The organism is Arthrobacter sp. TJ-178 (assembly GCF_058269275.1).
Genome location: NZ_JBZCNK010000003.1, coordinates 194568 through 215781, shown reverse-complemented (window position 1 = coordinate 215781; position 21214 = coordinate 194568). Strand labels below are relative to the sequence as shown.

The 21214-nt window shown below is 65.5% G+C and carries 21 protein-coding genes; 12 read left to right on the top strand and 9 right to left on the bottom strand.

Features of this window, described 5'->3' with window-relative positions:
• Positions 1–24 precede the first annotated feature (24 nt).
• Entirely contained in the window at positions 25–579 is a 555-nt protein-coding gene (locus AC4D2Q_RS10510; protein WP_490946418.1) for a cysteine hydrolase family protein, read from the bottom strand.
• A 188-nt stretch (positions 580–767) separates the two neighbouring features.
• Here AC4D2Q_RS10510 and AC4D2Q_RS10505 point away from each other — a divergent pair, with 188 nt between their 5' ends.
• The 3 genes from AC4D2Q_RS10505 (at position 768) to AC4D2Q_RS10495 (ending at position 3318) form a co-directional block, all read left to right on the top strand.
• On the top strand, positions 768–1916 hold the full coding sequence (locus tag AC4D2Q_RS10505) for a zinc-dependent alcohol dehydrogenase (protein ID WP_490946417.1): 1149 nt from the start codon (positions 768–770) through the stop codon (positions 1914–1916).
• Between the two features lie 13 nt (positions 1917–1929).
• Positions 1930–2517, top strand: a complete 588-nt coding sequence (locus AC4D2Q_RS10500; RefSeq protein WP_490946416.1) for a hypothetical protein — start codon at positions 1930–1932, stop codon at positions 2515–2517.
• Positions 2518–2586: 69 nt separating this feature from the next.
• Positions 2587–3318 carry an AAA family ATPase gene (locus tag AC4D2Q_RS10495; RefSeq protein ID WP_490946415.1) on the top strand — a complete coding sequence of 244 codons (732 nt, stop codon included), beginning with the start codon at positions 2587–2589 and terminating at the stop codon, positions 3316–3318.
• Here AC4D2Q_RS10495 and AC4D2Q_RS10490 read toward each other — a convergent pair.
• The gene (locus AC4D2Q_RS10490; RefSeq protein ID WP_490946414.1) at positions 3260–4123 is read right to left on the bottom strand and encodes a helix-turn-helix transcriptional regulator; all 864 of its coding nucleotides are present in this window, start codon (positions 4121–4123) and stop codon (positions 3260–3262) included. The two genes, AC4D2Q_RS10495 and AC4D2Q_RS10490, sit on opposite strands and share 59 nt — an antisense overlap.
• A gap of 102 nt (positions 4124–4225) precedes the next feature.
• Here AC4D2Q_RS10490 and AC4D2Q_RS10485 point away from each other — a divergent pair, with 102 nt between their 5' ends.
• Both AC4D2Q_RS10485 and AC4D2Q_RS10480 read left to right on the top strand, forming a co-directional pair.
• Positions 4226–5020 (top strand): SDR family oxidoreductase, encoded by a 795-nt coding sequence (locus AC4D2Q_RS10485; protein ID WP_490946413.1) that lies wholly within the window; start codon positions 4226–4228, stop codon positions 5018–5020.
• Positions 5021–5114: 94 nt separating this feature from the next.
• Positions 5115–6179 carry a tartrate dehydrogenase gene (locus tag AC4D2Q_RS10480; protein WP_490946412.1) on the top strand — a complete coding sequence of 355 codons (1065 nt, stop codon included), beginning with the start codon at positions 5115–5117 and terminating at the stop codon, positions 6177–6179.
• A gap of 28 nt (positions 6180–6207) precedes the next feature.
• On the opposite strand, the gene AC4D2Q_RS10475 is transcribed toward AC4D2Q_RS10480, so the two are convergent.
• Both AC4D2Q_RS10475 and AC4D2Q_RS10470 read right to left on the bottom strand, forming a co-directional pair.
• Positions 6208–7317, bottom strand: coding sequence for a tartrate dehydrogenase (locus AC4D2Q_RS10475; protein ID WP_490946411.1), 1110 nt, complete (start codon positions 7315–7317; stop codon positions 6208–6210).
• Between the two features lie 98 nt (positions 7318–7415).
• Positions 7416–8384 (bottom strand): LysR family transcriptional regulator, encoded by a 969-nt coding sequence (locus tag AC4D2Q_RS10470; protein WP_490946410.1) that lies wholly within the window; start codon positions 8382–8384, stop codon positions 7416–7418.
• A 179-nt stretch (positions 8385–8563) separates the two neighbouring features.
• Between AC4D2Q_RS10470 and AC4D2Q_RS10465 the strand changes: the two genes are divergently transcribed.
• Positions 8564–10192 carry an SLC13 family permease gene (locus AC4D2Q_RS10465; RefSeq protein WP_490946409.1) on the top strand — a complete coding sequence of 543 codons (1629 nt, stop codon included), beginning with the start codon at positions 8564–8566 and terminating at the stop codon, positions 10190–10192.
• Here AC4D2Q_RS10465 and AC4D2Q_RS10460 read toward each other — a convergent pair.
• A complete protein-coding gene (locus AC4D2Q_RS10460; protein ID WP_490946408.1) occupies positions 10189–10821 on the bottom strand; it encodes an ATPase in 633 nt (210 codons plus the stop codon). The two genes, AC4D2Q_RS10465 and AC4D2Q_RS10460, sit on opposite strands and share 4 nt — an antisense overlap.
• A 111-nt stretch (positions 10822–10932) precedes the next feature.
• Between AC4D2Q_RS10460 and AC4D2Q_RS10455 the strand changes: the two genes are divergently transcribed.
• The gene (locus AC4D2Q_RS10455; protein ID WP_490946407.1) at positions 10933–11775 is read left to right on the top strand and encodes an alpha/beta fold hydrolase; all 843 of its coding nucleotides are present in this window, start codon (positions 10933–10935) and stop codon (positions 11773–11775) included.
• Positions 11776–11781: 6 nt separating this feature from the next.
• Here AC4D2Q_RS10455 and AC4D2Q_RS10450 read toward each other — a convergent pair whose 3' ends face one another.
• Positions 11782–12597, bottom strand: a complete 816-nt coding sequence (locus AC4D2Q_RS10450; RefSeq protein ID WP_490946406.1) for a lysophospholipid acyltransferase family protein — start codon at positions 12595–12597, stop codon at positions 11782–11784.
• Positions 12598–12736: 139 nt separating this feature from the next.
• On the opposite strand from AC4D2Q_RS10450, the gene AC4D2Q_RS10445 reads away from it, so the two are divergent.
• Positions 12737–13681 (top strand): alpha/beta fold hydrolase, encoded by a 945-nt coding sequence (locus AC4D2Q_RS10445; protein WP_490946404.1) that lies wholly within the window; start codon positions 12737–12739, stop codon positions 13679–13681.
• Here the strand turns inward: AC4D2Q_RS10445 and AC4D2Q_RS10440 are convergent.
• The 3 genes from AC4D2Q_RS10440 to aztA all read right to left on the bottom strand — a co-directional run bounded on the left by AC4D2Q_RS10440 (position 13641) and on the right by aztA (position 16586).
• A complete protein-coding gene (locus AC4D2Q_RS10440; protein WP_490946403.1) occupies positions 13641–14399 on the bottom strand; it encodes a glycosyltransferase family 2 protein in 759 nt (252 codons plus the stop codon). The genes AC4D2Q_RS10445 and AC4D2Q_RS10440 overlap by 41 nt on opposite strands.
• Before the next feature lie 68 nt (positions 14400–14467).
• Positions 14468–15823, bottom strand: a complete 1356-nt coding sequence (nhaA, locus tag AC4D2Q_RS10435) for a Na+/H+ antiporter NhaA (protein ID WP_490946402.1) — start codon at positions 15821–15823, stop codon at positions 14468–14470.
• Positions 15824–15893: 70 nt separating this feature from the next.
• Positions 15894–16586, bottom strand: coding sequence for a zinc ABC transporter ATP-binding protein AztA (gene aztA, locus AC4D2Q_RS10430; RefSeq protein ID WP_490946400.1), 693 nt, complete (start codon positions 16584–16586; stop codon positions 15894–15896).
• 74 nt (positions 16587–16660) lie between these two features.
• Between aztA and aztB the strand changes: the two genes are divergently transcribed.
• The 4 genes from aztB (at position 16661) to aztD (ending at position 21140) form a co-directional block, all read left to right on the top strand.
• Complete coding sequence (gene aztB, locus AC4D2Q_RS10425) at positions 16661–17602, top strand: zinc ABC transporter permease AztB (RefSeq protein WP_490946399.1); 942 nt, start codon at positions 16661–16663, stop codon at positions 17600–17602.
• A 98-nt stretch (positions 17603–17700) separates the two neighbouring features.
• The gene (locus AC4D2Q_RS10420) at positions 17701–18939 is read left to right on the top strand and encodes a hypothetical protein (protein ID WP_490946398.1); all 1239 of its coding nucleotides are present in this window, start codon (positions 17701–17703) and stop codon (positions 18937–18939) included.
• Positions 18936–19871 carry a zinc ABC transporter substrate-binding protein AztC gene (gene aztC, locus AC4D2Q_RS10415; protein WP_490946397.1) on the top strand — a complete coding sequence of 312 codons (936 nt, stop codon included), beginning with the start codon at positions 18936–18938 and terminating at the stop codon, positions 19869–19871. The genes AC4D2Q_RS10420 and aztC overlap by 4 nt, the downstream gene beginning before the upstream one ends.
• A gap of 48 nt (positions 19872–19919) precedes the next feature.
• Positions 19920–21140: a zinc metallochaperone AztD gene (gene aztD / locus AC4D2Q_RS10410; protein WP_490946396.1), complete on the top strand. Its 1221-nt coding sequence runs from the start codon at positions 19920–19922 to the stop codon at positions 21138–21140.
• Positions 21141–21214: the final 74 nt, after the last annotated feature.

Genomic DNA, 21214 nt, shown 5'->3' with positions numbered 1-21214 from the left:
CCCAGGCTTCCAGCGGTGAAAGCCCTAAACGGAGAAATCAACCGCCGACGTTTCCACGACGCTTGCCGTGCGCCCGGGTGCCGACTGGAACTGCCAGTACAGGTTTGTGTGGGCAATAACCGCCTCCGGAGCAGGTGCACCCCACTGGGCCATGTCATCCGTCGTGTGGGCGTCCCCCACCAGCGTGACGTCATATCCGCGGGCAAAAGCCCCGTGGATGGTCGAGCGGATGCATGCATCTGTTTGCGCCCCGGCAACAACAAGCCGCCCGATTCCCGCACCGGCCAGGACGCTTTCCAGGTCGGTCCCCTCAAAGGAATCACCGTAAGCCTTGTGCACCAGTGGCTCCGAGTCCAGACGCGCGAGCTCGGGGATGTACTCCCACTCTTCGCTGCCCTCCGGGAGGTCGTCGTCGTGATGCTGGATCCACACCACGGGGACCGCCGCGGACCTCGCGCTGTCCAGCAGGGCGCTGATGTTGGCTATCACCGCATCCCGTTCGTGTGCCTCCGCCACCACCCCCTTTTGCATGTCGATAATCATCAAGGCAGTGCGGGGCCGATCAGGCAGTGTGCTCATGGTTGCTCTCCAGAGGTTTGGATGGCCGTGCCCACAGCGTACTGCCCGCCGGTGCCGGATCCGATAGGGGAACGTCCGTTCGAACCGTGTCCAGACGGTTCCCCTGCCCGCACTTTCACTCTTGACGGCGCCAAAGGCAGGCGGCAGGGTAAGTAATTCATCAGCATGCTTGCTAAAAGGAGTGACGGATGCGGTCCATGACATACCGCGGGCCGTACAAGGTCCGTGTTGAGGAAAAAGACATTCCGGTCATTGAACACCCCAACGACGCAATCGTTCGGGTGACCGCCGCAGCTATTTGCGGATCTGACCTGCACCTTTACCACGGAATGATGCCCGACACCCGGGTGGGCACCACCTTCGGCCACGAGTTTGTGGGCGTGGTCCACGAGGTGGGGCCTTCGGTACAGAACCTCAAGGTGGGAGACCGGGTCATGGTCCCCTTCAACATCTACTGCGGTTCCTGCTACTTCTGCGCTCGCGGACTCTACTCCAACTGTCACAACGTCAATCCCAATGCGACGGCGGTGGGCGGCATCTACGGCTACTCCCACACCTGCGGCGGGTACGACGGCGGGCAGGCGGAGTTTGTCCGCGTCCCGTTCGCCGACGTCGGCCCCAGCATCATTCCCGACTGGCTGGACGAGGAGGACGCCGTGCTGCTCACCGATGCCCTCGCCACGGGGTACTTCGGCGCACAGCTGGGAGACATCACGGAAGGGGACACCGTCATCGTGTTCGGCGCCGGACCGGTGGGACTCTTCGCGGCCGCTTCCTCCTGGCTGATGGGCGCCGGCAGGGTCATCGTCATCGACCATCTGGATTACCGGCTCGAAAAGGCCCGCACCTTTGCCCACGCTGAGACCTTCAACTTCTCCGAGTACGGGGACATTGTGGTGGAGATGAAAAAAACCACCGATTACCTCGGCGCGGATGTAGTGATTGACGCTGCGGGAGCGGAGGCGGACGGCAGCTTCCTCCAGAACGTCAGTGCCTCCCAGCTGAAGCTGCAGGGCGGATCTCCGGTGGCCCTGAACTGGGCTATTGATTCGGTCCGGAAGGCCGGCACCGTGTCCGTGGTTGGAGCCTACGGTCCCATCTTCAGCGCCGTGAAATTTGGCGATGCCCTCAACAAGGGTCTGACACTGCGCATGAACCAGTGCCCGGCCAAGCGGCAGTGGCCGCGGTTGTTCGAACACATCGCCAACGGTTACCTCAAACCCAGCGACATCATCACCCACCGCATCCCGCTGGAACACATTGCGGAGGGCTACCACATGTTCTCGGCGAAGCTTGATGACTGCATCAAGCCGCTCATCATTCCCAGCGCGTCCTGAAGGCGAGGAAACCATGACGGAAACACCAAGCACGCCCTACGTTGCCGGCGCATCCAAACGCAAATTCTCCAATGAGGAGCTGCGGGCGCGGATTCCGGGCTGGGGCGCGGATGCGGATCCCCGGAACCGCCCCTCGGTGCCCAAGGAACGCACGGACCTGGAGACCGGCGCCCGCTGGAGCTTTCCGGAACGCCAGCCCGAGAAGCAGCCGAGGGAACGCTCGATTGAGCACGAGTTCCTCACTCCCGTTTTCGGAACCTCCGCTCCGCTGAAGGGCGTCTCCGGAGCTATCCGCCGGTATGCCTACCGGTACGGCGAAGCCCGCGCGGCGCACTGGCTCATCCTGATTGCCGCTGACCGGGTGGATGCAGGCGGGAGCCATCTGCGCTCTTTCCTGACTCTTCGCCCGGACAATCCGGTGACCGAGTCAGGCGTGCTCAGTGAGTTCACCCGGCACGGAATGTCCTCCCGGTTCGGCAGGAACAGGGCCGACCTCAAGGAGCAGGCGGTGGCCCCGCTTACCGCGGCCGGCCCGTGGATCCTGGGCGGTGCGGCCGCCGTCGTCGGTGTGCGGGCGCTGGTCCGGGCGGCCAAACACTGATCCTGCACCTCGGCACGCCGGGCAGGGAGCAGGGCGGCCCGGGTGGTACGCCCTGCCACAATGGAGAGCATGCATGAAACGCGCGGGCTCAACGATTCCCGGCTGGTCCGGGAAATCCGGGCGAAAGAGGGCGTGGACATTCCGGCCGACCGCTGGCCGGCCACCATCCCCGCCGTCGCCGCCGTCCTGTCCCGGGGACTGGACCTTCCTCCGGGCGTGACCTTCCTGGTCGGCGAGAACGGCAGCGGAAAATCCACCCTGGTGGAGGCGGTCGCGGCAGCCTACGGACTGGGTCCGGAGGGCGGGAGTGTCCATTCGGCGCACTCCACGCAGAAAACCGAATCTCCGCTGAACAACTGGCTTACGCTGGTGCGCCAGCCCGGAGCTCCCAGATGGGGGTTCTTCCTGCGGGCGGAAACCATGCACGGTTTCTACACCTTTCAGGACCAGCTTGCCGGCGGCCACGACTTCCACACCATGAGCCACGGGGAGTCCTTTCTGGCTGTTGCGGAAACCTACCTGCAGCGTCCGGGCTTTTACTGCCTGGACGAACCCGAGGCGGCACTGTCTTTCAGTTCGACTCTGGCGATGATGGGAGTGCTCAACGATCTGGTGGCCAACGGCTCCCAGATCCTGTGCGCCACGCACTCCCCCGTGCTGGCCTCCCTGCCCGGTGCCGCCATTTATGAAACCGGCGAGCACGGAATTTCGCGGCGGGAATGGGACGAGCTGGATCTGGTCACTAACTGGAAGTCCTACCTGAACGAGCCCCGCCGCTACCTTCGGCACCTTCTGGACTAGCAGCGAGGGCCCCGAGCAGGGCCAGGGCATCTGCGCTGCTCGAACCGGTTTCCGCACGGTAGACGATGAGCTCCTGGCCGGGTGCCGCCTTCACCTCGAAAGCATGCATGTGGAGGGTGAGCTCCCCAACCTCGGGGTGCCGGAACCGTTTGCTTTCCAGTCGCTTTTCCCGGGCATCATGGCGTTCCCAGAGGGCGGTGAACTCATCGCTGCCGTTCAGGAGCGTCTCCAGCACCTCGGTGACGCGCGGATCTTCCGGTGCCGTGCCGTGGAGGATGCGGAAACCGGCCACGGTGTTGGCGGCTACCTGCTGCCAGGCCGGATAGAACGTGCGTGAACCGGGATCGAGGAAGAGTTTCAGTATCAGGTTGGGGCCGTGCTGAAAGCCGTCGAAGAGGGCGTAGGCAAGCCGGTTGCCGGCAAGCACGTCGTAGGCCTTGCCCAGGACGACCGCAGGGTTGTTGGGCCACATGTCCATCAGGCTCAGCAGTTCCGGGTTCACCCTTTCCGTGGCGCCGTACGCAGGTCCGGGGATCAAGCCGGCAAGCCGGTAGAGGTGCCGGCGTGCGTCGTCGTCCAGCCGGAGGGCGGTGCCGAGCGTCTCAAGGACCTGGACGGACGGGTGACGTTCGCGTCCCTGTTCCAGCCGGGTGTAGTAGTCAATGCTCAGGGCCGCCATTGTGGCAACCTCTTCGCGCCGCAGCCCGGGCACCCGGCGCCGGCCGGAGGAAGCAAAGCCAAGCGCCTCCGGGCGCAGCAGGGCACGGCGGGCCCTGAGAAACTCACCGAGCGGATAGTTTGACACGCGTTCACTATAGGTGCCTCCGGTCCGGCCAGGCAGGGTGCGCTGCTCCTAGGGTCAGTGCGTCCTTCACGTGTCCCGGCGGAACCGGGGAGAGTGGCGGTCATGACTGCTAATTACGAGAACAGCACAAACCGTCAGAAGACCAACGCCGCAGCGGGCTCCGACGATCGGGGGACGCGGAAAATAACCCTCGTCACCGGGGCGAGCAGTGGGATCGGCGAGGCAATTGCACGGCGCCTCGCCGCCGAAGGGCACACCGTCATCCTTACCGGACGTCGCAAGGACCGTTTGGAGGCCATCGCCGCCGAACTCACCGAAGATGGCCTCTCCGCCGAGGCCCTGCCGCTGGATGTTACGGACAGGCAGGCGTTCGCGGCGCTGGCCGCCGACATCACCGCCCGGCACGGGCGTCTGGACATCCTCGTTGGAAACGCCGGCGTCATGCTGCTCTCGCGTCTGGACTCGCTGCTGGTCGATGAATGGGACCGGATGTTCGATGTCAACGTGCGCGGGCTCTACAACGGGATCGCCGCTGTGCTGCCGCACTTCCGCGAACAGGGATCGGGCCACGTCGTCACGATTGCGTCAGTCGGAGCACACGAAGTTTCTCCCACCTCCGCTGTCTATTCAGCGACCAAGTACGCCGCCCGGGCACTTACCGAGGGCCTCCGGCTGGAGTCGGACCCCTCGATCAGGGTGACCACCGTTTCCCCCGGCGTCGTGGAATCCGAGCTCGCGGAGCACATCACCGATCCGTACGCAGCGGATCTGATGATCGGTTACCGGGCGGCGCAGATCTCTCCGGACGCTGTTGCCAGCGCGGTTTTCTTTGCCGTCACCCAGCCGCCAAACGTAGACGTCAACGAAATCATCATCCGCCCCGCTGCCCAGCGCTGACACCGCACCGGGAACGCGCCGCCGTCGTCCGACCACGTACGACAACAGCGGCCACTTTTGACAACACAGGCGCGTTCCCGATGTGATGGGGCCCATGACTGACCGCTACCGCATAGCCCTCATCCCCGGCGACGGCATTGGCCACGAGGTGCTGCCGCCCGCCCGTGCCGTGCTCGACGCCGTCGCGCCCCGGCACGGCATTGAACTGACCTATGACGAATTCGACTGGTCCTGCCAGCGCTATCTGGACAAGGGCGCCATGATGCCCGAGGACGGGCTGGACCAGATCCGCGGACACGATTCCATCCTGCTCGGCGCGGTCGGCTGGCCCGGAGTGCCGGACCATGTGAGTCTGTGGGGGCTGCTGATTCCCATCCGCAGGGAGTTCCGGCAGTACGTGAATCTGCGCCCCATCCGGGTCTTGGATGGTGTTCCCAGTCCCCTGCGCGCTGAGCTGACCGAACCGGGCGTGGACTTTGTGGTGGTGCGCGAAAACAGTGAGGGTGAGTATTCGGAGATCGGCGGGCGCATGAACCGCGGACTGCCCTCTGAAATGGCCATTCAGGAATCAATCTTCACCCGCAGCGGCGTCACCCGGATTTTGGACTATGCCTTTGACCTGGCCGGACAGCGCAGGGGCATCCTGACCTCAGCCACCAAATCCAACGGCATCATCCACACCATGCCCTTCTGGGACGAGCTGCTGCAGGAACGGGCGGCGGAGTATCCCGGGGTGCAGTGGAACCAGGAACACATCGACGCCCTGGCCGCAAAGGTGGTGCTGAACCCCTCCCGCTTCGATGTCATCGTGGGATCGAACCTCTTCGGGGACATCCTCAGCGACCTGGCCGCAGCCATTGCCGGCAGCATCGGCATTGCTCCCTCGGCCAACCTCAACCCGGAGCGGGAGTACCCCTCCATGTTTGAGCCTGTCCACGGCTCCGCCCCGGACATCTACGGCCAGGGGGTCGCCAATCCCCTGGGCGCCATCTGGTCCGCGTCCATGATGCTGGATCACCTGGGCCACGCGGAGGCCGGAGCTGAGGTGCTCGAAGCAGTCTTTGGTGTGCTTGCTGAATCCCCGGTACGGACCCGGGACCTGGGCGGCACTGCCGGAACCGAGGAATTCACCCGGGAAATCCTCAACCGGATCGGCTAGTCCCGCAGGCTTATTGGGTCTGCAAGCCTCACTGTCCGGGAAAGAACTTCAGTGCCTCAACGACGGCGGCAGTGACCTCTTCCGTATCTGCGGTTCCGCCCACGTCCGCCGTGGTGCAGCCGGCCGCAGTGACGGCTTCCACCGCGCTCTCCAGCCGGCGGGCGGCAGCGGGCAGGCCCAGATGTTCCAGCATCAGCGCTCCGCTCAGAACGGCGCCAACCGGGTTGCAGATGCCGCGGCCGGCGATGTCCGGGGCGGAGCCGTGGACCGGTTCGAACATGGAGGGAAAGCGCCGCTCCGGATTGAGGTTCGCGCTCGCCGCCAGACCCAAGCTGCCGGCGAGCGCCGAGCCCAGGTCGGAGAGGATGTCCGCAAACAGGTTCGATGCCACCACCACGGACAAGTCCTCCGGATGCAGGACAAACTTGGCGCTCATGGCATCCACCAGGACGCTCTCCGACTGAACGTCCGGATATTCCGCGGCCACCCGGTGAAACACGTCGTCCCAGAGCACTGAGCCGTACTGCTGGGCATTGGACTTGGTCACACTGGAGACCCTGCGCACCCTACGGGTACGGGCCAGGTCAAAGGCGAAGCGGATGATGCGCTCGCAGCCCTTCTCCGTAAACAGTGCCGTCTGCACCGCCACTTCATTGCCCGGGCCCCGACCGGAGAGATTGCGTCCCCCCAGCCCGGCGTACTCGCCTTCGCTGTTCTCCCGGACCACCACCCAGTTCAGCGGCATCCGGTCCGCCTTGCGCAGCGGCGACTCGATGCCGGGCAGGAACGTCACCGGGCGCACGTTGGCCCATTGGTCGAAGTTCTGCGTGATGTTCAGCCGGAGCCCCCACAGGCTCACATGGTCCGGAACGTTCTCCCAGCCCACGGCACCGAAGTAGATCGCGTCGAAGTTCCGCAGCCGCTGGAGCCCGTCCGGGTCCATCATGATTCCGTGCTGCGCATAGTATTCGGATCCCCAGGGGAAGTCCGTCCACTCAAACCCGAAGTGCGGTTCGTCCCTTCCTGCTGCGGACTGCTCGGCGAGAGCGTCCAGCACGCGCCTGCCGGCGGCAATCACTTCCTTCCCCACGCCGTCGGCCGGAATAGCCGCAATCCGGTAGATCCTTTGCCCGGCCATCTCCTGCTCCCGCCTTCAGGGTCGATTGTCCCCTCCACTAGAGCGGCACGGGGCAGCGGAGTCAAAGACCGAATCCGTATCCGATCAATAGGTGTTCTCTATCCGGGGACGGCAGCGGCCTTGGGTCCCGCGGCGACCGCGAGGAAGGCCCGAGCGGCCGGGGTCAGGTCGGATGCGCGGCTGAGGGCGGAGACGTACAGGTACACGGCCGGTTCAAGGGCGGCTGTCCGCAGTCCCGCCTGCCGGGCCAGCGGAGCCCACGACGACGGCAGGACGGCGTGCCCCAGACCGGCCAGGACCAGCGGGAGGACCGAGGTCCGGTGCGCCACTTCAACGGCGATTTCCAGGTCAACGCCGTTCACCACCGCCTCATCCACCGCGCACCGCATCAGGGATCCGCGTTGTGAGACCACCATCCGCTGACCGGAGAGGTCCTCCCACGCCAGCACCGGTCTGCCGTTGCAGTCGTCGCCGTCGTCGTCGTCGTCGTCGTTGTCCTTGTTCTTGTCCAGCGCTGCGCTTTTGCCTTCGGGGAGGACGGCATGCGGATTGAGCACCAGAATCAGCGGCTGCCGGTCCAGCGGCAGCACATCGATGTCCGCCGCCCGGAAGGGCCGGTCCGAACCGAGCAGCCCAATCTCGGAACTTCCGTCGCGGACCGCCGCTACTACGTCATCGCGGGTGAAGGCCGCCTCAACGTTGACGGTGACCGTGGGATGGGTGCGTGCATAAGCCGCAATGATCGAGGTCAGCGGCTCAATCCCGGGCGAGGGCATGGCGATGACGTCCAGTCGTCCCCGGCGCATGCCCTTAAGCTCGTCGATTGCCGAGCGGGCGGCGTCGAGGTCGCGGACGACGACGCGCGCCGGGCCCACCAGTTCGCGTCCTGCCTCGCTGAGGACGACGTTGCGGCCCACCCGGTGAAAGAGCGGAACCCCCAAATCCCGTTCCAGGCTTTTGATGGTCTGCGACAGGGAGGGCTGGGCGATGAGCAGCCGCTCTGCTGCCCGTGTGAACCCCTGGTGGTCCACTACGGCCAGGAAGTACTTCAGGTGCCTGACGTCCACGAAAGCTCCCTTGCATTCGGGTGAACGGATCCCGGGCGCGGATGCCGCCGCAGAGCATTGGCTCCGTGCATTGGCCCCGACCCATTGGTTTCGCCTATGGGGAAGTAGACAACAGGTTTTGGACGCGGCACAAGGGACTGGGCCATAGTGAACGCAATTCAACGAGGAAGGACTCCGACGTGTACACACAGCAGCCGGCTCCAACCGAAGATTCGGGGGCTCCGCAGCGCACGGATGTGCGTGCGGCGCTCCTGGGCGGGACCACCTTCCGCAGCCTGAGCGAACAAACACTCTCTCCGCGGGAGGAGAAGTTTGAACGCACCAGGCAAACCATCGGACTGTTCCTGGCCCCCGTCGTCGCCGTTGTTTTTGCCCTGCTGCCGCTGAATTTGGAATCGCAGCAGCATTTGCTGGCCGCGGTTCTGCTGGGCGTCATTGTCCTGTGGATCTGCGAACCGGTGCCCATCCCCATTGGCGGGCTGATTGGAGTCGCGGCGGTTGTGGTGCTGGGAGTGGCTCCGGCCAGTGCGGTCCTGGCACCCTTTGGATCCACCACCATCTTCACGTTTATTGGCGCTTTCATCCTGGCTCAGGCCATGCTCAAACACGGGATCGCCCAGCGCCTGGCCTTTGCCGTGCTGTCCGCTCCCGGCGTCGGCAAGTCCACGTACCGGGTGGTGATTGCCTTCGGCGTGATCACCTGCCTGCTCTCCGCCTTTGTCTCCAACACCGCCACGGTGGCCATGCTGATGCCCACCGCCCTGGGCGTACTGGTGGTGATTGCCCAGTTGATGCAGGACCGCGGCACGGTGAAAGCGGACTTCGATCCGCTGCGGCTGCGCGTCGGTGCAGCCCTGCTGCTGATGCTCGCCTACGGAGCCAGCGTGGGCGGGCTGCTCACTCCGGTTGGCTCGCCGCCGAATCTGATCGGGCGGGGGCTCATTGAAGAGGCCACCGGGGTGCGGATTTCCTTTGCCCAGTGGATGGCCATCGCTGCGCCCGTCTGCCTGGCCATGTTCGTGGTGCTGGCGCTGGTTATGCTGCTGCTGAACCGGCCCGAGATCCGCCGGCTGGAGGGCGTGGAGGAGTATGTGCGCGAACAGCGCGCGGCGCAGGGAAAGATGTCCCGGGCGGAGGTCAACACGCTGATCGCCTTCGGCGTGACGGTGACCCTGTGGCTGGCCCCCGCCGTCGCAAGCCTGATCGGAGGCACCGAGTCAGAAGCGTACATTTTTCTGGACGACCGTCTGGATGAGGGAATCGTTGCCGTGATCGGCGCGTCGCTGCTGTTCATCCTGCCGGTGAACTGGAAGCAGCGGCAGGCCACGCTGACCTGGGCAGATGCAGCGAAGATCGACTGGGGAACCATTCTGCTCTTTGGCACCGGAATCATCTTCGGTGCACTGCTTGCCGAAACCGGCCTGGCCGAAACCATCGGCCAGGGCGCCTCGGAGAACCTGAACATCACCAACATTCTGGCCATTACGGCCTTCTCCGCGATCCTGGCCATCCTGATCTCCGAAACCACGTCCAACACCGCCTCCGCCGCGGTGATCGTGCCCATTGTCATCCCCCTGTGCCAGGCCATCGGCGTCGATCCCTTTGTCCCGGCGCTGGCCGCCACCTTTGCCGCGTCCTTCGGGTTCATGCTGCCGGTCTCCACACCGCAGAACGCCATCGTTTACGGAACGGGAGCCGTGCCCATCACCCGGATGATCCGGACCGGGCTGTTCTTCGACATTCTGGGAGCCATCCTGATCGTCACGATCGTGCCGGTGATGATCGCCGTCGTCGGGATCGGCGGTTAGCTTCCCTGGCCGGCCCAGCCGGTGAGGTCCAGCAGGCGGGCGGCGACGGCGGCGGCACTTGAGTTGTCGGTGTCGATCCGGTGCACCCAGCCGGGTGTGTCCCGGTCCAGGGCCGCAGCAGCGGCCCTGCTTCTCGACACGTGTTCCTGCAGCGTGCTGCCGGATTCGCGGGAGCCCAGCCGTTCGTCTGTGCACCCGTCGGAGGCGCGCAGGAGTACCGCGTGAACACGGGGGCTGTCCCCCATGGCCGCTGAGAGTTCAGCCGTTTCGCGCACAGCCACGGTGTTGGTGTAAATCAGGCGCCGGTAGCCGAGGGCCCGGTAGTTGCGCCACATGGCGGCCAGGTTCACGGCGGCCAGTCCCTGCGGCCACGGGGAGGGCTCTTTCCAGGGCGCCGGATACGCCAGGTCGAGGTTGTCCCCTTCAATGACGGCGTGCCGGATCTCATGGCGGGTGAGCAGCGCATGCAGTTCCAGGGCGGCGGCGCTCTTGCCCACGCCCGACCGTCCGCCGATGAAAAGAACCTCGGATTCCGTCTGCAGGGACATGGGGTCCAAGCTATCAGCAGCAGCGGCAAACCGTTTGCCGGGCAGCTGCACAGCAGAGGAACTCACTTTGGCCGCAGGCATCCCGGTACTCCTGTTCTGCGTTTCCAAGCGCCGGTGCCCGACATTTCTCTTGCGGAGGAGCGGTTCAGCGAGAAAGACTTTTTTCACACGTCAGCCTTGAAAGGAACCGTCATGCCCCATGTCACTGTAGGGACCGAAAACACCGGCGACATCAACCTGTACTACCAGGACCAGGGGTCCGGCCAGCCCGTGCTGCTGATCCACGGATACCCGCTGGACGGCGACTCGTGGGAACGGCAGACCCGTGCCCTGCTGGGCGGCGGCTACCGGGTGATCACTTACGACCGCCGCGGCTTCGGGCGGTCAAGCCAGCCGAACACCGGCTACGACTATGACACTTTTGCCGACGATCTTGCCGCCATCATCAACGAACTGGACCTGCAGGACGTGGTGCTCGTGGGCTTCTCCATGGGAACGGGTGAGCTCGCCCGCTATGTTGGCCGGCACGGAACCGACCGGATCAGCGGCCTGGCCTTTCTGTCCTCGCTGGAACCGTTCCTGCTGCAGACCGATGACAATCCGACCGGGGTGCCGGCGGAAGTCTTCGAAGGCATCGCCACGGCTGCACAGGACGACCGCTTTGCCTGGTTCGACAATTTCTTCTCGGACTTCTACAACCTTTCGGAGAACCTGGGTACCCGCATCAGCGAGGAGGCTGTCCGGGGCAGCTGGAACGTGGCCGCGGGAAGTGCTCCGCGGGCCGCCTACGCCGTCGTGCCGTCCTGGCTCACCGATTTCCGCGAAGACGTCGCCAAGGTCCGGGAATCAGGGCTTCCGGTGCTGATCCTGCACGGTACGGAGGACAATATCCTGCCCATCGATGCGACCGGCCGGCCGTTCTCCGCGGCGTTGCCGGACGCCCGCTACCTTGAGGTGGAGGGCGCCCCGCACGGTTTGCTGTGGACGCACGCCGATGACGTCAACGCCGCACTGCTGGACTTCCTGAACAGCTGAGCCCTGTTATCCGGTGATCTTGTACTTTTCGCGGTCCTGTTCGTCCAGGATGACCTGCTCTTCGATCGTCATGGCGCTCCCGCCGCGGCTGACGGGCATCCACCAGGCCCCGGGTTCGGGCTTCACCGGATAAGTGTCGATGCAGTGGTCCATGCCGGCCTGCAGGGTTTTCTGCAGCATCTCGGTTTCCTCGGTCACCGAGGCGTCCGGGGCAACGCGCATCATGGGGCTGACATGGATACGGACCGGGTTCTTCCACACGGACTTCAGGCTCAGGCCGTGGCCCCCGCGGGTGAGCATGCGATGGCTGCCCCACACGGAGACCGGAATGATCGGCACTCCCGCTTCGGCTGCCATGCGCACGGCACCGGTCTTGAGTTTGCGGACGCTGAAGCTGCGGCTGACACCGGCTTCGGGCAGCACCGCCAGGTATTCGCCGCGGCGCAGGGCTTCCACAGACTCGGCGTACGCGGCGGCGCCGTCGGACCGGTCAACGACGATGTGCTCGCACATCTCGCAGACAGCCTTGACGAACGGTTTGCGGGCTGCCTTCTTGGTGACCAGAAAGCGCATGTGTGCCCTGAGCTTCCTCCACACCAGGTACTCGGCGAAAGCAAAGTCCAGATAGCCGAAGTGGGTGATGGCCACGACCGCTCCCTTGCCGGGCACGGCGGTGCGCGTCAGGCCGCGGATTTCTTCATCGGTGGGAAGATTCTCCAGACCAGAGGGAATAACGGGAATCCGCAGGGCTTTGAAGGACAGGACTCCGGTCAGGACAATGCTGCGGTAGACGTACTTGTTGGGGGGAAACTTCAACGTCATCTCCTCGTCGGTAATCCGGACAGGACAATGATTCTATCCGGTCAGTGTCCGCTCCGTTGAACCGGCGGATAGCAGGTGACGGCTGCCTTTCGGCGGCCCGTGTCTGCCATCCGGGCGGCACGCACGGTTATCGTGGCGTATGGCCTGGCGAAACCTGACACGCGTGCGCGGAGGACGGAACCCTCTGCGCGCGTACCCGGTTTTCCTCGACGAAGCCCAGCGCCTCGATGCCCGGCTGGGAGAGGTCGATTGGGCTACTCCTCCGGCTGGCTCGGTTTCCCGCTCGTTCCAGGCGCCCAGCGGCTCACTGGCCATGCGGACCATGGGGGCTGAGACCGATCCGCCGGTTCTCCTGGTCCCCGGGGCGATGGGGTCCAAGGAGGACTTTGCGCTGATGATGCCGTTGCTGGCGGCCGCGGGGTACTACGTCCTCAGCTATGACCTGGCCGGGCAGTATGAGTCTTCCTCCGCCGGACCGGAGCATCTGAACCCGCCACAGAGTCATTACAGCTATGACCTCTTCGTGAACGACCTCCTGGCTGTCCTCGAGTCCCTTTCCGGTGCAGTGCATGTCCTGGGCTACTCCTTTGCCGGGATTGTGGCGCAGATTGCCCTGCAGCGCCGCCCCGACCTCTTCCGTTCACTGTGCCTGCTCAGCTGTCCCCCGGTTCCCGGCCAGAGTTTCCGCACCGTCAGCCGGGTGGGCAGGTTCAGTCCGCTGGTCAATGACAAGATGCATGCCGGGCTCATTGTCTGGGGCATTCGGCGGAACTTTGTGGGGGTGCCGGCCGCACGCATGGAGTTCATCCGCCACCGCTTCGACTACACCCGCAAGGATTCGCTTCAGGACATCGTGTCGCTGATGAAGCGGTCACCGGATCTGCGGCAAACCCTGGCTGCCGCTCCGCAGCCCAAGCTGGTGGCCGTGGGCCGGGCGGATGTGTGGCCGCTGTATCAGCACTATGCCTTTGCCCAGGCCATCGGTGCCGGTTTTGCCGTCTACGGAACCGGACACGGGCCGTGCGAGGACGCGCCGCACCAGCTCAGCCGTGATCTCCTGGCGCTCTACGAGTCGGCCCGCTAGAGGCGCGGGCACGACGGCGGGCCAGCGGCGGCTCCGCCCGAAAATCCAGGTCGAAGGTCTGCCAGGCCATGACCAGCCGGCGGCGCAGCCCGCTCCAGTCATCAAACGGCCGGGCGGAGACCCCAACGCGCAGGGTCGGGTCATACAGTACGGACATCCAGGGGCGAATCTGGTAACTCAAATCCAGATCATCGTGGACCTGGGGCAGGTCGCGGTGGACGCGCTCGCGCAGCTGCTTCCACATGGGCGCGGACAGGGCAAAGTTGGATCCGAACAGGGGCGGGTGGCCCAGGAGGAGGCCGACGACGCGGATGTAGCCGCCAATGTAAATGGTTCGCCCAATCCACCTCGTGAGGCGGTTGCCGCCGTAAAAATCCCCGGGGCCGGTAACCGCAGTCATGGGCCCCTGCGCTGCGAGGATCTTTTCCACCCCTTCCAGCCAGTCCGGCGGCGGAACCGAGTCTGCATCCAGTCTGGCCAGGATGTCCCCGGCGGCGGCGTCGAACCCGGCCGCCGTCGCCCCGGCGATTCCCGGGACGTCCAGGGGCACCCGCCGCACCCCCGCCGCGGCGCAGACGGCGTCCGTCCCGTCCGTGCTGCCGTTGTCCACCACCACAATCTCCTCCGGCTGCCGGGTCTGCCGCTGAACGGCAGCCAAACAGGCGGACAGCATCGGTGCATCGTTCCGGGACGGGATAACCACCGAGATTGTAGGCATGGTGTCAGACTGTAGCGGCCTGCGGTCCCGGCGGAAATGCTCCGTGCCGCCGCGGGTGCGGACCCGCCCTATTTAGTCCCGTGGCCCTGCTGATAGACATCGGGGATGCCGTCGCCGTCGTCGTCGGTGCTTTCTTCAGCTTCGACGGCGCGGTAATGGCGGTTGCGCGGCGTCAGGACCAGGGAGGCCAGTATCGCGGCCAAAACGGAGGCGGTGAGGATCCCGACCTTGGCGTGGTCATTGGGAATGGTGCCGGAGCCGAAGCTGAGGTCCGCCACCAGCAGGGACACGGTGAAGCCGATGCCGGCGAGCACTGCCACGCCGAACAAATCAATCCAGCTGAAGGACGAATCCAGCCGGGCCTTGGTCAGTTTTGTCAGCAGCCAGGTGGTGCCCAGGATGCCGATGGGCTTGCCCAGCACCAGGCCGGCAATGATGCCCAGGGAGATGGGGTCCGTCAGCGAGGACATAAAGCCGTCCCAACCGCCCACGGCCACTCCGGCGGAGAAGAACGCAAAGACCGGTACCGCGAATCCGGCCGAGATGGGGCGGAACCGGTGCTCGAAGATTTCAGAAAGGCCGGGACCGGCTTCGGGTCCGCCGCTGGCCTGGCTGCGGATGACGGGAACGGCGAAGCCCAGCAGAACGCCGGCAACGGTCGCGTGGATGCCGGAGGAATGCACCAGGGCCCAGACGACGACGCCGATGGGCAGCAGGATGAACCAGGCGGCGGTTGCTTTCAGCCCGAAGAAGCGGCGGTACTTCTGTGCCAGGAAGGTGTACAGGGCAAGGCCGGCAACTGCCAGGAGCAGCGGGGTGATCTTGAGTTCATCGGTGTAGAAGACAGCGATGATGGTGATGGCCAGCAGGTCATCCACCACAGCCAGGGTCAGCAGGAATATCCGCAGGGCGGAAGGCAGGTGAGAGCCGATAATGGCCAGGACGGCTACGGCGAAGGCGATGTCCGTGGCTGTGGGGACCGCCCAGCCGGTGAGGCTTTCGGGACTGCCGAGGTTGATGACGGCGTAGATGGCGGCCGGAACGGCCACGCCGCCGACGGCGGCAGCCACCGGCACGATCGCCTTGCTGATGTTGCGCAGGTCCCCTGCGACGAATTCGCGTTTAAGCTCCAGTCCCACCAGGAAGAAGAACACGGCGAGGAGCCCGTCCGCAGCCCACGCCCCCAGGCTCAGCTGCAGGTGCCACGGTTCGTAGCCGATTTCGAAGTCCCGCAGCGCGAAGTAGCTGTCCGACAGCGGTGAGTTGGCCCAGATGATGGCGATGAGCGCTGCCGCCACCAGCAGCATGCCGCCAACGGTTTCCTTGCGCAGGATTTCGCTGATGCGAAGTTTCTCGCTGTAGCTGCCGCGGCTGAACAGGCGTCCGCCTTCAGCTGCCGGCTTCGGGGAATTATTGGGCTGCACGGAAATCTCCTAAAAATGCGGTCGACAATGTTATTGCCGACCAGACTTCCCGGCGCACCTTCGGTCTACCTTACGGGAAACCGGGAGTGTGCTCCAATCCGCTGCGGCTGCCGGGAACTGCAATATCAGCCGTTTCGACGGCGGCCCTCCCGCCGGCCAGACGGATGCAGCAGTCGGCGGTGGAAGCCCGGGCGACGTCGTGAGTGGACTGCAGGACCGTGACTCCCCTGCGCACTTCAGCCCGCAGCGCCTCGTCGATCAGCCGCAGCGCCGACTGGTCCAGACCGGCATCAGGTTCGTCGAGCAGCAGCACCCCGGAGTCCTGCGCCAGCCCCTGTGCCACCAGTGCACGCTGACGCTGGCCGCCGGAGAGTTCCCCGAGCGGACTGTCCGCCAACTCCCGGATTCCCATTCGTTCCATGGCCTCCTCCACTGCCCGCCGATCCTTCGCCGTCGTTCTGCCGATCAGTCCGGAGTGTGCCCACCGCCCCATGCCCACGGCGCCCTGCACGGTGATGGGAAAGGCATCGGGCACCGCCGAGCGCTGCACCACGAGCGCAGCCCGGCCGGGAATATGTGCCTGCACCCGGCCGGCATGGGGCTTGTGTACGCCCGCCAGCAGGGACAGCAAAGTCGATTTGCCGGCCCCATTGCCCCCGACCAGGGCGGTCAGCGCGCCTCGGGGAACGGCTAGGGACAGGTCCGTGAACACTGCCCGCCCCCGGTATCCGAAGGCCACTGATTGAACGGTGAAGGCCGGCATGAATCTCCTCAGGTTTGCATGGAAATGTCTTATTGCGATTGATTCTCATTATCTATTGTAGGGTTTCTCTCGTGATGACTTGGTTGCTTGAACCGTTCGCGGTTGTTTTTGTCCAGCGGGCACTGCTGGCCGGTGTGCTGGCGGCTGTGCTTTGTGCCGTGGCAGGCACCTGGATTGTGCTGCGGGGGATGGCATTCCTGGGGGATGCCATGTCCCACGGAATGCTTCCGGGTGTTGCTGCGGCAACGCTCCTCGGGGTCAATCCGCTGCTCGGAGCGGCAGCCAGCGCCGCGCTGATGGCCGCCGGCATGAGTGCGGCTGCCCGCAGCGGACGCATGTCCCAGGACACGGCCATCGGGATGCTCTTTGCCGGCATGCTCGCCCTGGGGGTCATCATCATTTCCCGCTCGGGATCCTTTGCAGTGGATCTGACCGGCATCCTCTTTGGCGACATCCTCGCCGTCCGGCCACGGGACCTGGCCGTCCTCGCCGCCGGCCTGCTGGTCACCTGCGTGCTGGCGCTGGCTTTCCATCGTGCCTTTGCCGCGGCTGCCTTCGACCTGCGCAAGGCACAGACTCTTGGCCTCCGCCCCGGCCTGGCGCAAGGCGCCCTGATGGCTCTGATGATCATCGCGGTCTCTGTCTCGTTCCAGGTGGTCGGAACACTGCTGGTATTCGGCCTGCTCATCGCCCCGCCCGCAGCTGCGCGGCTGTGGACCACAACGATTCCGGCGATGATGCTTCTCGCCGCAGCCATCGGAGCGGCGGCCGTTGCCGCCGGGCTCCTGATCTCCTGGCACGCCTCCACTGCCGCAGGGGCAAGCATCACGGCCGTGGCAGTCCTCGCTTTTTTCCTGTCCGCGGCCCTCCGGCCGCTGCTGGCCCGCGCGTCCCGCATCTGCGGAAGGAGCGGCGCCGGCGCCGGCATCCGCGCAGATCCAGCACCAGTTCCCACTCCAGTTTCCACATCAGAAGTACTGCCCGTCCCCCGTCCAGGCACAAGGAGCCACCCATGATGCATCATTCCGCCGTCCCTTCCCCGGCCCTTTTGCCGCCGCCTGGACCTCCCCCTGGTTCCATCCGCCGCATCGCACCGGCGAGGATCAGCGGCTCAGTGTTTGCCCTAACCGCCGCGGCCCTGCTGCTGACGGGGTGCATGGCGACTGCAGGCAGCCCCGCGGAGCCCGCTTCTTCCGGTCCGCCTGCAACAGGAACACCGCACGGCTATGTTGCCGGTGCCGCGGAGGCTGCCGAACCCCAGGCGCGGCTGACCACGGTCAGCGCAGACGGGCATGTCAGCGTGACCGATCCGGCCGATGAATCGGTGACCGACCTGGGCAGGTTCCCGGGCGTGAAAGCGGCAGCCGGCACCGGCCGCTTCGTCTTCCTGTCGAACCCGGAAGACGGAACTGTCCACGTTGTGGATGCAGGGGGCTGGACCGTCAACCACGGAGACCACCGGCATTATTACTCCGCGGAGCCCCGCATCGTGGGGAGCATCACCGGCCCGGAGCCGGGGAGCATAGCGAGCAACAACGGCCGTTCCGCCGTGTTCTTCGGCGACGGCACCGTGGCCGTGCTGGACCATGAAGACCTGGGCGCCGGAACCGTTGCCGAAACCCGTTTCACCGTAGCGGCGCACCGCGGTGTGGCCGTCCCCTTTGGCGACTCCTACCTTGTCTCGGTTGCCGAGCCGGGAGCGGAACGTGCCTCCGCCGTCGGGCTCTATTCCGCCGACGGACGGCAGACCGGCATTACCGGCGCACAGTGTCCGGAACTGGAGGGACACGCAGTGACCCGCACGGGTGCTGTCTTCGGCTGTGCGGACGGAGCCCTGGTCATCACCGCCGGAAACTCTGGTGTTCCTGTGGCCCGGCACATCCCGTACCCGGCAACCGGCGACGGTCCTGCCTTGGGTGTCGAGAGGGCCCGCGCGTTTGACCACCGCCCGGGTTCCAACGAATTGGCTGCGGTGGCCGGAACCGCAGGGGCCTGGCATTTTGATGCGGCCGCTGAAACCTGGCAGCTGCTTGCCACACCCGAGCCGCTGGTGACAGCAGCGGCTGCAGGCGACGGCACCCGCGTCCTGGCGCTGGGGGCCAGCGGCACGCTCTTTGCCCTGACCACGGCCTCCGCCCCGGAGGGAAGCGCAGCGGACACCAGCCGGCACCTCCTGGCCGGCCCGATCACACCGGGCACCGTGCCTGATCTGGAGATTGACCCGGAACGCGCCTACATCAATGACGAACAGTCCGGATCCATCGTCGAGATCGACTATGCCGACGGCCTTCGGACCGCCCGCGAACTGGATCCCGGCCAGCCTGCCCGCCTGATCGTGGAGACGGGACGATGAGGGCCGGGCGACTCCTGGCCGGCGTCCTCGCCGCATGCACGGCGCTTACGGGCTGTACGGCGCTCACCGGAACAGAGGAAAAACGGGGAACGATTGTCGTCACCACGAACATCCTGGGGGATCTGGTCTCCAACATCGTCGGCACGGAGGCCGATGTCGTGGTGCTCATGCAGCCGGGGGCAGATCCGCATTCCTTCGGCATCTCCGCACAGCAGGCGGCCCAGCTGGAGTCAGCTGATCTGCTGATCTCCAACGGACTCGGGCTGGAAGAGGGGGTGCTGCGCCACGTCGGCGCCGCGGCGGACCAGGGTGTGCCCGTCCTTGCGGTCGCTGACGCCCTGGACCCGTTGCCGTTCGCGGCCGAAACCGGTGCCGGGGACGGAACTGCCGACGTGCCGGACCCGCACTTCTGGACCGATCCGCATCGCGTATCAGACGCGGTTGACCTGATTGCCGACGCCGTCACCGCCAACGTTCCGTCCGCTGATCCGGACACGGTCCGGGAAAACGCAGCGGTGTACGGCGACCGGATCGATGAACTCGATGCCCGGATGGAATCCTCCTTCTCCCGCATCCCCGCCCAGCGGCGACAGCTCGTCACCAACCACCACGTCTTTGGCTACCTCGCATCCCGGTTTGGCTTCACCGTCACCGGTGCCGTCATTCCCGGCGGCACCACCTTGGCCTCCCCCAGCTCTTCCGACCTGGATGAGCTCGCGGGGAAGATCCGGGCGGCCGCCGTGCCGGCCATCTTCATTGACTCGTCGCAGCCGGACCGCCTGGCGCAGGTGCTGGCCCAGGAGGCGGGGCTGGACATCGCCGTCGTCGGCCTCTTTACCGAATCCCTCGGCGCCCCCGGCTCCGGCGCCGAGACCTACCTGGACATGATGCGCACCAACACCGAGCGCATCACCGCCGCGCTCACCCGCTGACCCGCATATGCACCGTTCACTGTTTTGACCCAACCGAAAGAAGGAACCATGAATACCCGCACCCTTCCCCGCCTGTCAGGGCTCTGCGTTGCTGCGCTCCTGCTTGGCGGCTGCGCCGCGCAGCCGCCGCATGAAACCACAGCCGCGGACCCTTCGGAAACGCATCAGGCGGCCCCGGCCGCCGATGCATCACCGCGGCTGGTAACCACTTACGACGGCGGTATCTCCGTCCTCGACGCCGGGACGCTGGAGGTACTGGCAGAGTTCGAGATGGAAGGTTTCAACCGCGTCAATCCCGCCGGTGACGGCCGCCATGTCATTATCTCGACCGCCGATGCCTTCAAGGTTCTGGACACCGGGGCCTGGACTGAAGACGACGGCGCCCGCCATGTTGCCGAACCGGTGCTGACCGGCATTGAATTCGCTGCCAGTAAACCGGGGCACGTAGTTCACCATGCCGGCCGGACCGTTCTTTTCAGCGACGGCACGGGTGTAGTGGAATCCTTCGCAACCGCCGATCTGGCCGGAGGCAGGCCGGAAACCGAAATCCACACTGCAGCGCAGGCCCATCACGGAGTTGCTGTGGAGCTGGCAAACGGGGAGCTGGTCCTCACCCTCGGAAGCGATGAGCAGCGCCCGGGAATCGCGGTCCTCGATGCGGACCGCGGCGAAATTCTCCGCAACGAGGACTGTCCCGGAGTGCACGGGGAAGCCACTGCAGCGAATGAAGCCGTGGTGATTGGCTGCGAGACCGGCGTCCTGGTCTACGCCGACGGGGCCATCACCAAGATCTCCAGCCCGGATGCCTACGGCAGGATCGGCAACCAGGCCGGGTCGGAGGAATCACCGGTGACCCTGGGAGACTACAAATCCGATCCCGATGCCGAATTGGAACGGCCGCAGCGGATCTCACTGATCAACACCGCCACCAAGCAGCTGCAGCTCGTGGATTTGGGCACCAGTTACAGCTTCAGGTCGCTGGCGCGCGGTCCGCACGGCGAAGCCTTGGTGCTGGGCACCGACGGCGCGCTGCACAGCATCGATCCTGACAGCGGTGAGATCACGGCGAGCACCCCGGTCATTGCTGCGTGGGAAGAGCCGCTGGAATGGCAGCAGCCGCGGCCCACGCTGACCGTGGTGGACCACACAGCGTACGTCACGGATCCCGCCGGCAACACCATCTCAGCCGTGGACATTGAGTCCGGAGCTGTCACCGGAAGCGGGGTGCTGGAGCACACCCCCAATGAGCTGACCGGAGTTACCGGCTAACCGGCAACAGGTGCAGGTCCGGCCCGGCCCGGCTGTCAGGCCCGAATGGCAGGCCCGGCCGGATCCGCCTGCGT

Coding starts and splice junctions, on each gene's coding strand:
- AC4D2Q_RS10510 (WP_490946418.1), bottom strand. CDS start 579: ATGAGCACACTGCCTGATCGGCCCCGCACTGCCTTGATGATTATCGAC.
- AC4D2Q_RS10505 (WP_490946417.1), top strand. CDS start 768: ATGCGGTCCATGACATACCGCGGGCCGTACAAGGTCCGTGTTGAGGAA.
- AC4D2Q_RS10500 (WP_490946416.1), top strand. CDS start 1,930: ATGACGGAAACACCAAGCACGCCCTACGTTGCCGGCGCATCCAAACGC.
- AC4D2Q_RS10495 (WP_490946415.1), top strand. CDS start 2,587: ATGCATGAAACGCGCGGGCTCAACGATTCCCGGCTGGTCCGGGAAATC.
- AC4D2Q_RS10485 (WP_490946413.1), top strand. CDS start 4,226: ATGACTGCTAATTACGAGAACAGCACAAACCGTCAGAAGACCAACGCC.
- AC4D2Q_RS10480 (WP_490946412.1), top strand. CDS start 5,115: ATGACTGACCGCTACCGCATAGCCCTCATCCCCGGCGACGGCATTGGC.
- AC4D2Q_RS10475 (WP_490946411.1), bottom strand. CDS start 7,317: ATGGCCGGGCAAAGGATCTACCGGATTGCGGCTATTCCGGCCGACGGC.
- AC4D2Q_RS10460 (WP_490946408.1), bottom strand. CDS start 10,821: ATGCCTGCGGCCAAAGTGAGTTCCTCTGCTGTGCAGCTGCCCGGCAAA.
- AC4D2Q_RS10455 (WP_490946407.1), top strand. CDS start 10,933: ATGCCCCATGTCACTGTAGGGACCGAAAACACCGGCGACATCAACCTG.
- AC4D2Q_RS10450 (WP_490946406.1), bottom strand. CDS start 12,597: ATGACGTTGAAGTTTCCCCCCAACAAGTACGTCTACCGCAGCATTGTC.
- AC4D2Q_RS10445 (WP_490946404.1), top strand. CDS start 12,737: ATGGCCTGGCGAAACCTGACACGCGTGCGCGGAGGACGGAACCCTCTG.
- AC4D2Q_RS10440 (WP_490946403.1), bottom strand. CDS start 14,399: ATGCCTACAATCTCGGTGGTTATCCCGTCCCGGAACGATGCACCGATG.
- aztA (WP_490946400.1), bottom strand. CDS start 16,586: ATGCCGGCCTTCACCGTTCAATCAGTGGCCTTCGGATACCGGGGGCGG.
- aztB (WP_490946399.1), top strand. CDS start 16,661: ATGACTTGGTTGCTTGAACCGTTCGCGGTTGTTTTTGTCCAGCGGGCA.
- aztC (WP_490946397.1), top strand. CDS start 18,936: ATGAGGGCCGGGCGACTCCTGGCCGGCGTCCTCGCCGCATGCACGGCG.
- aztD (WP_490946396.1), top strand. CDS start 19,920: ATGAATACCCGCACCCTTCCCCGCCTGTCAGGGCTCTGCGTTGCTGCG.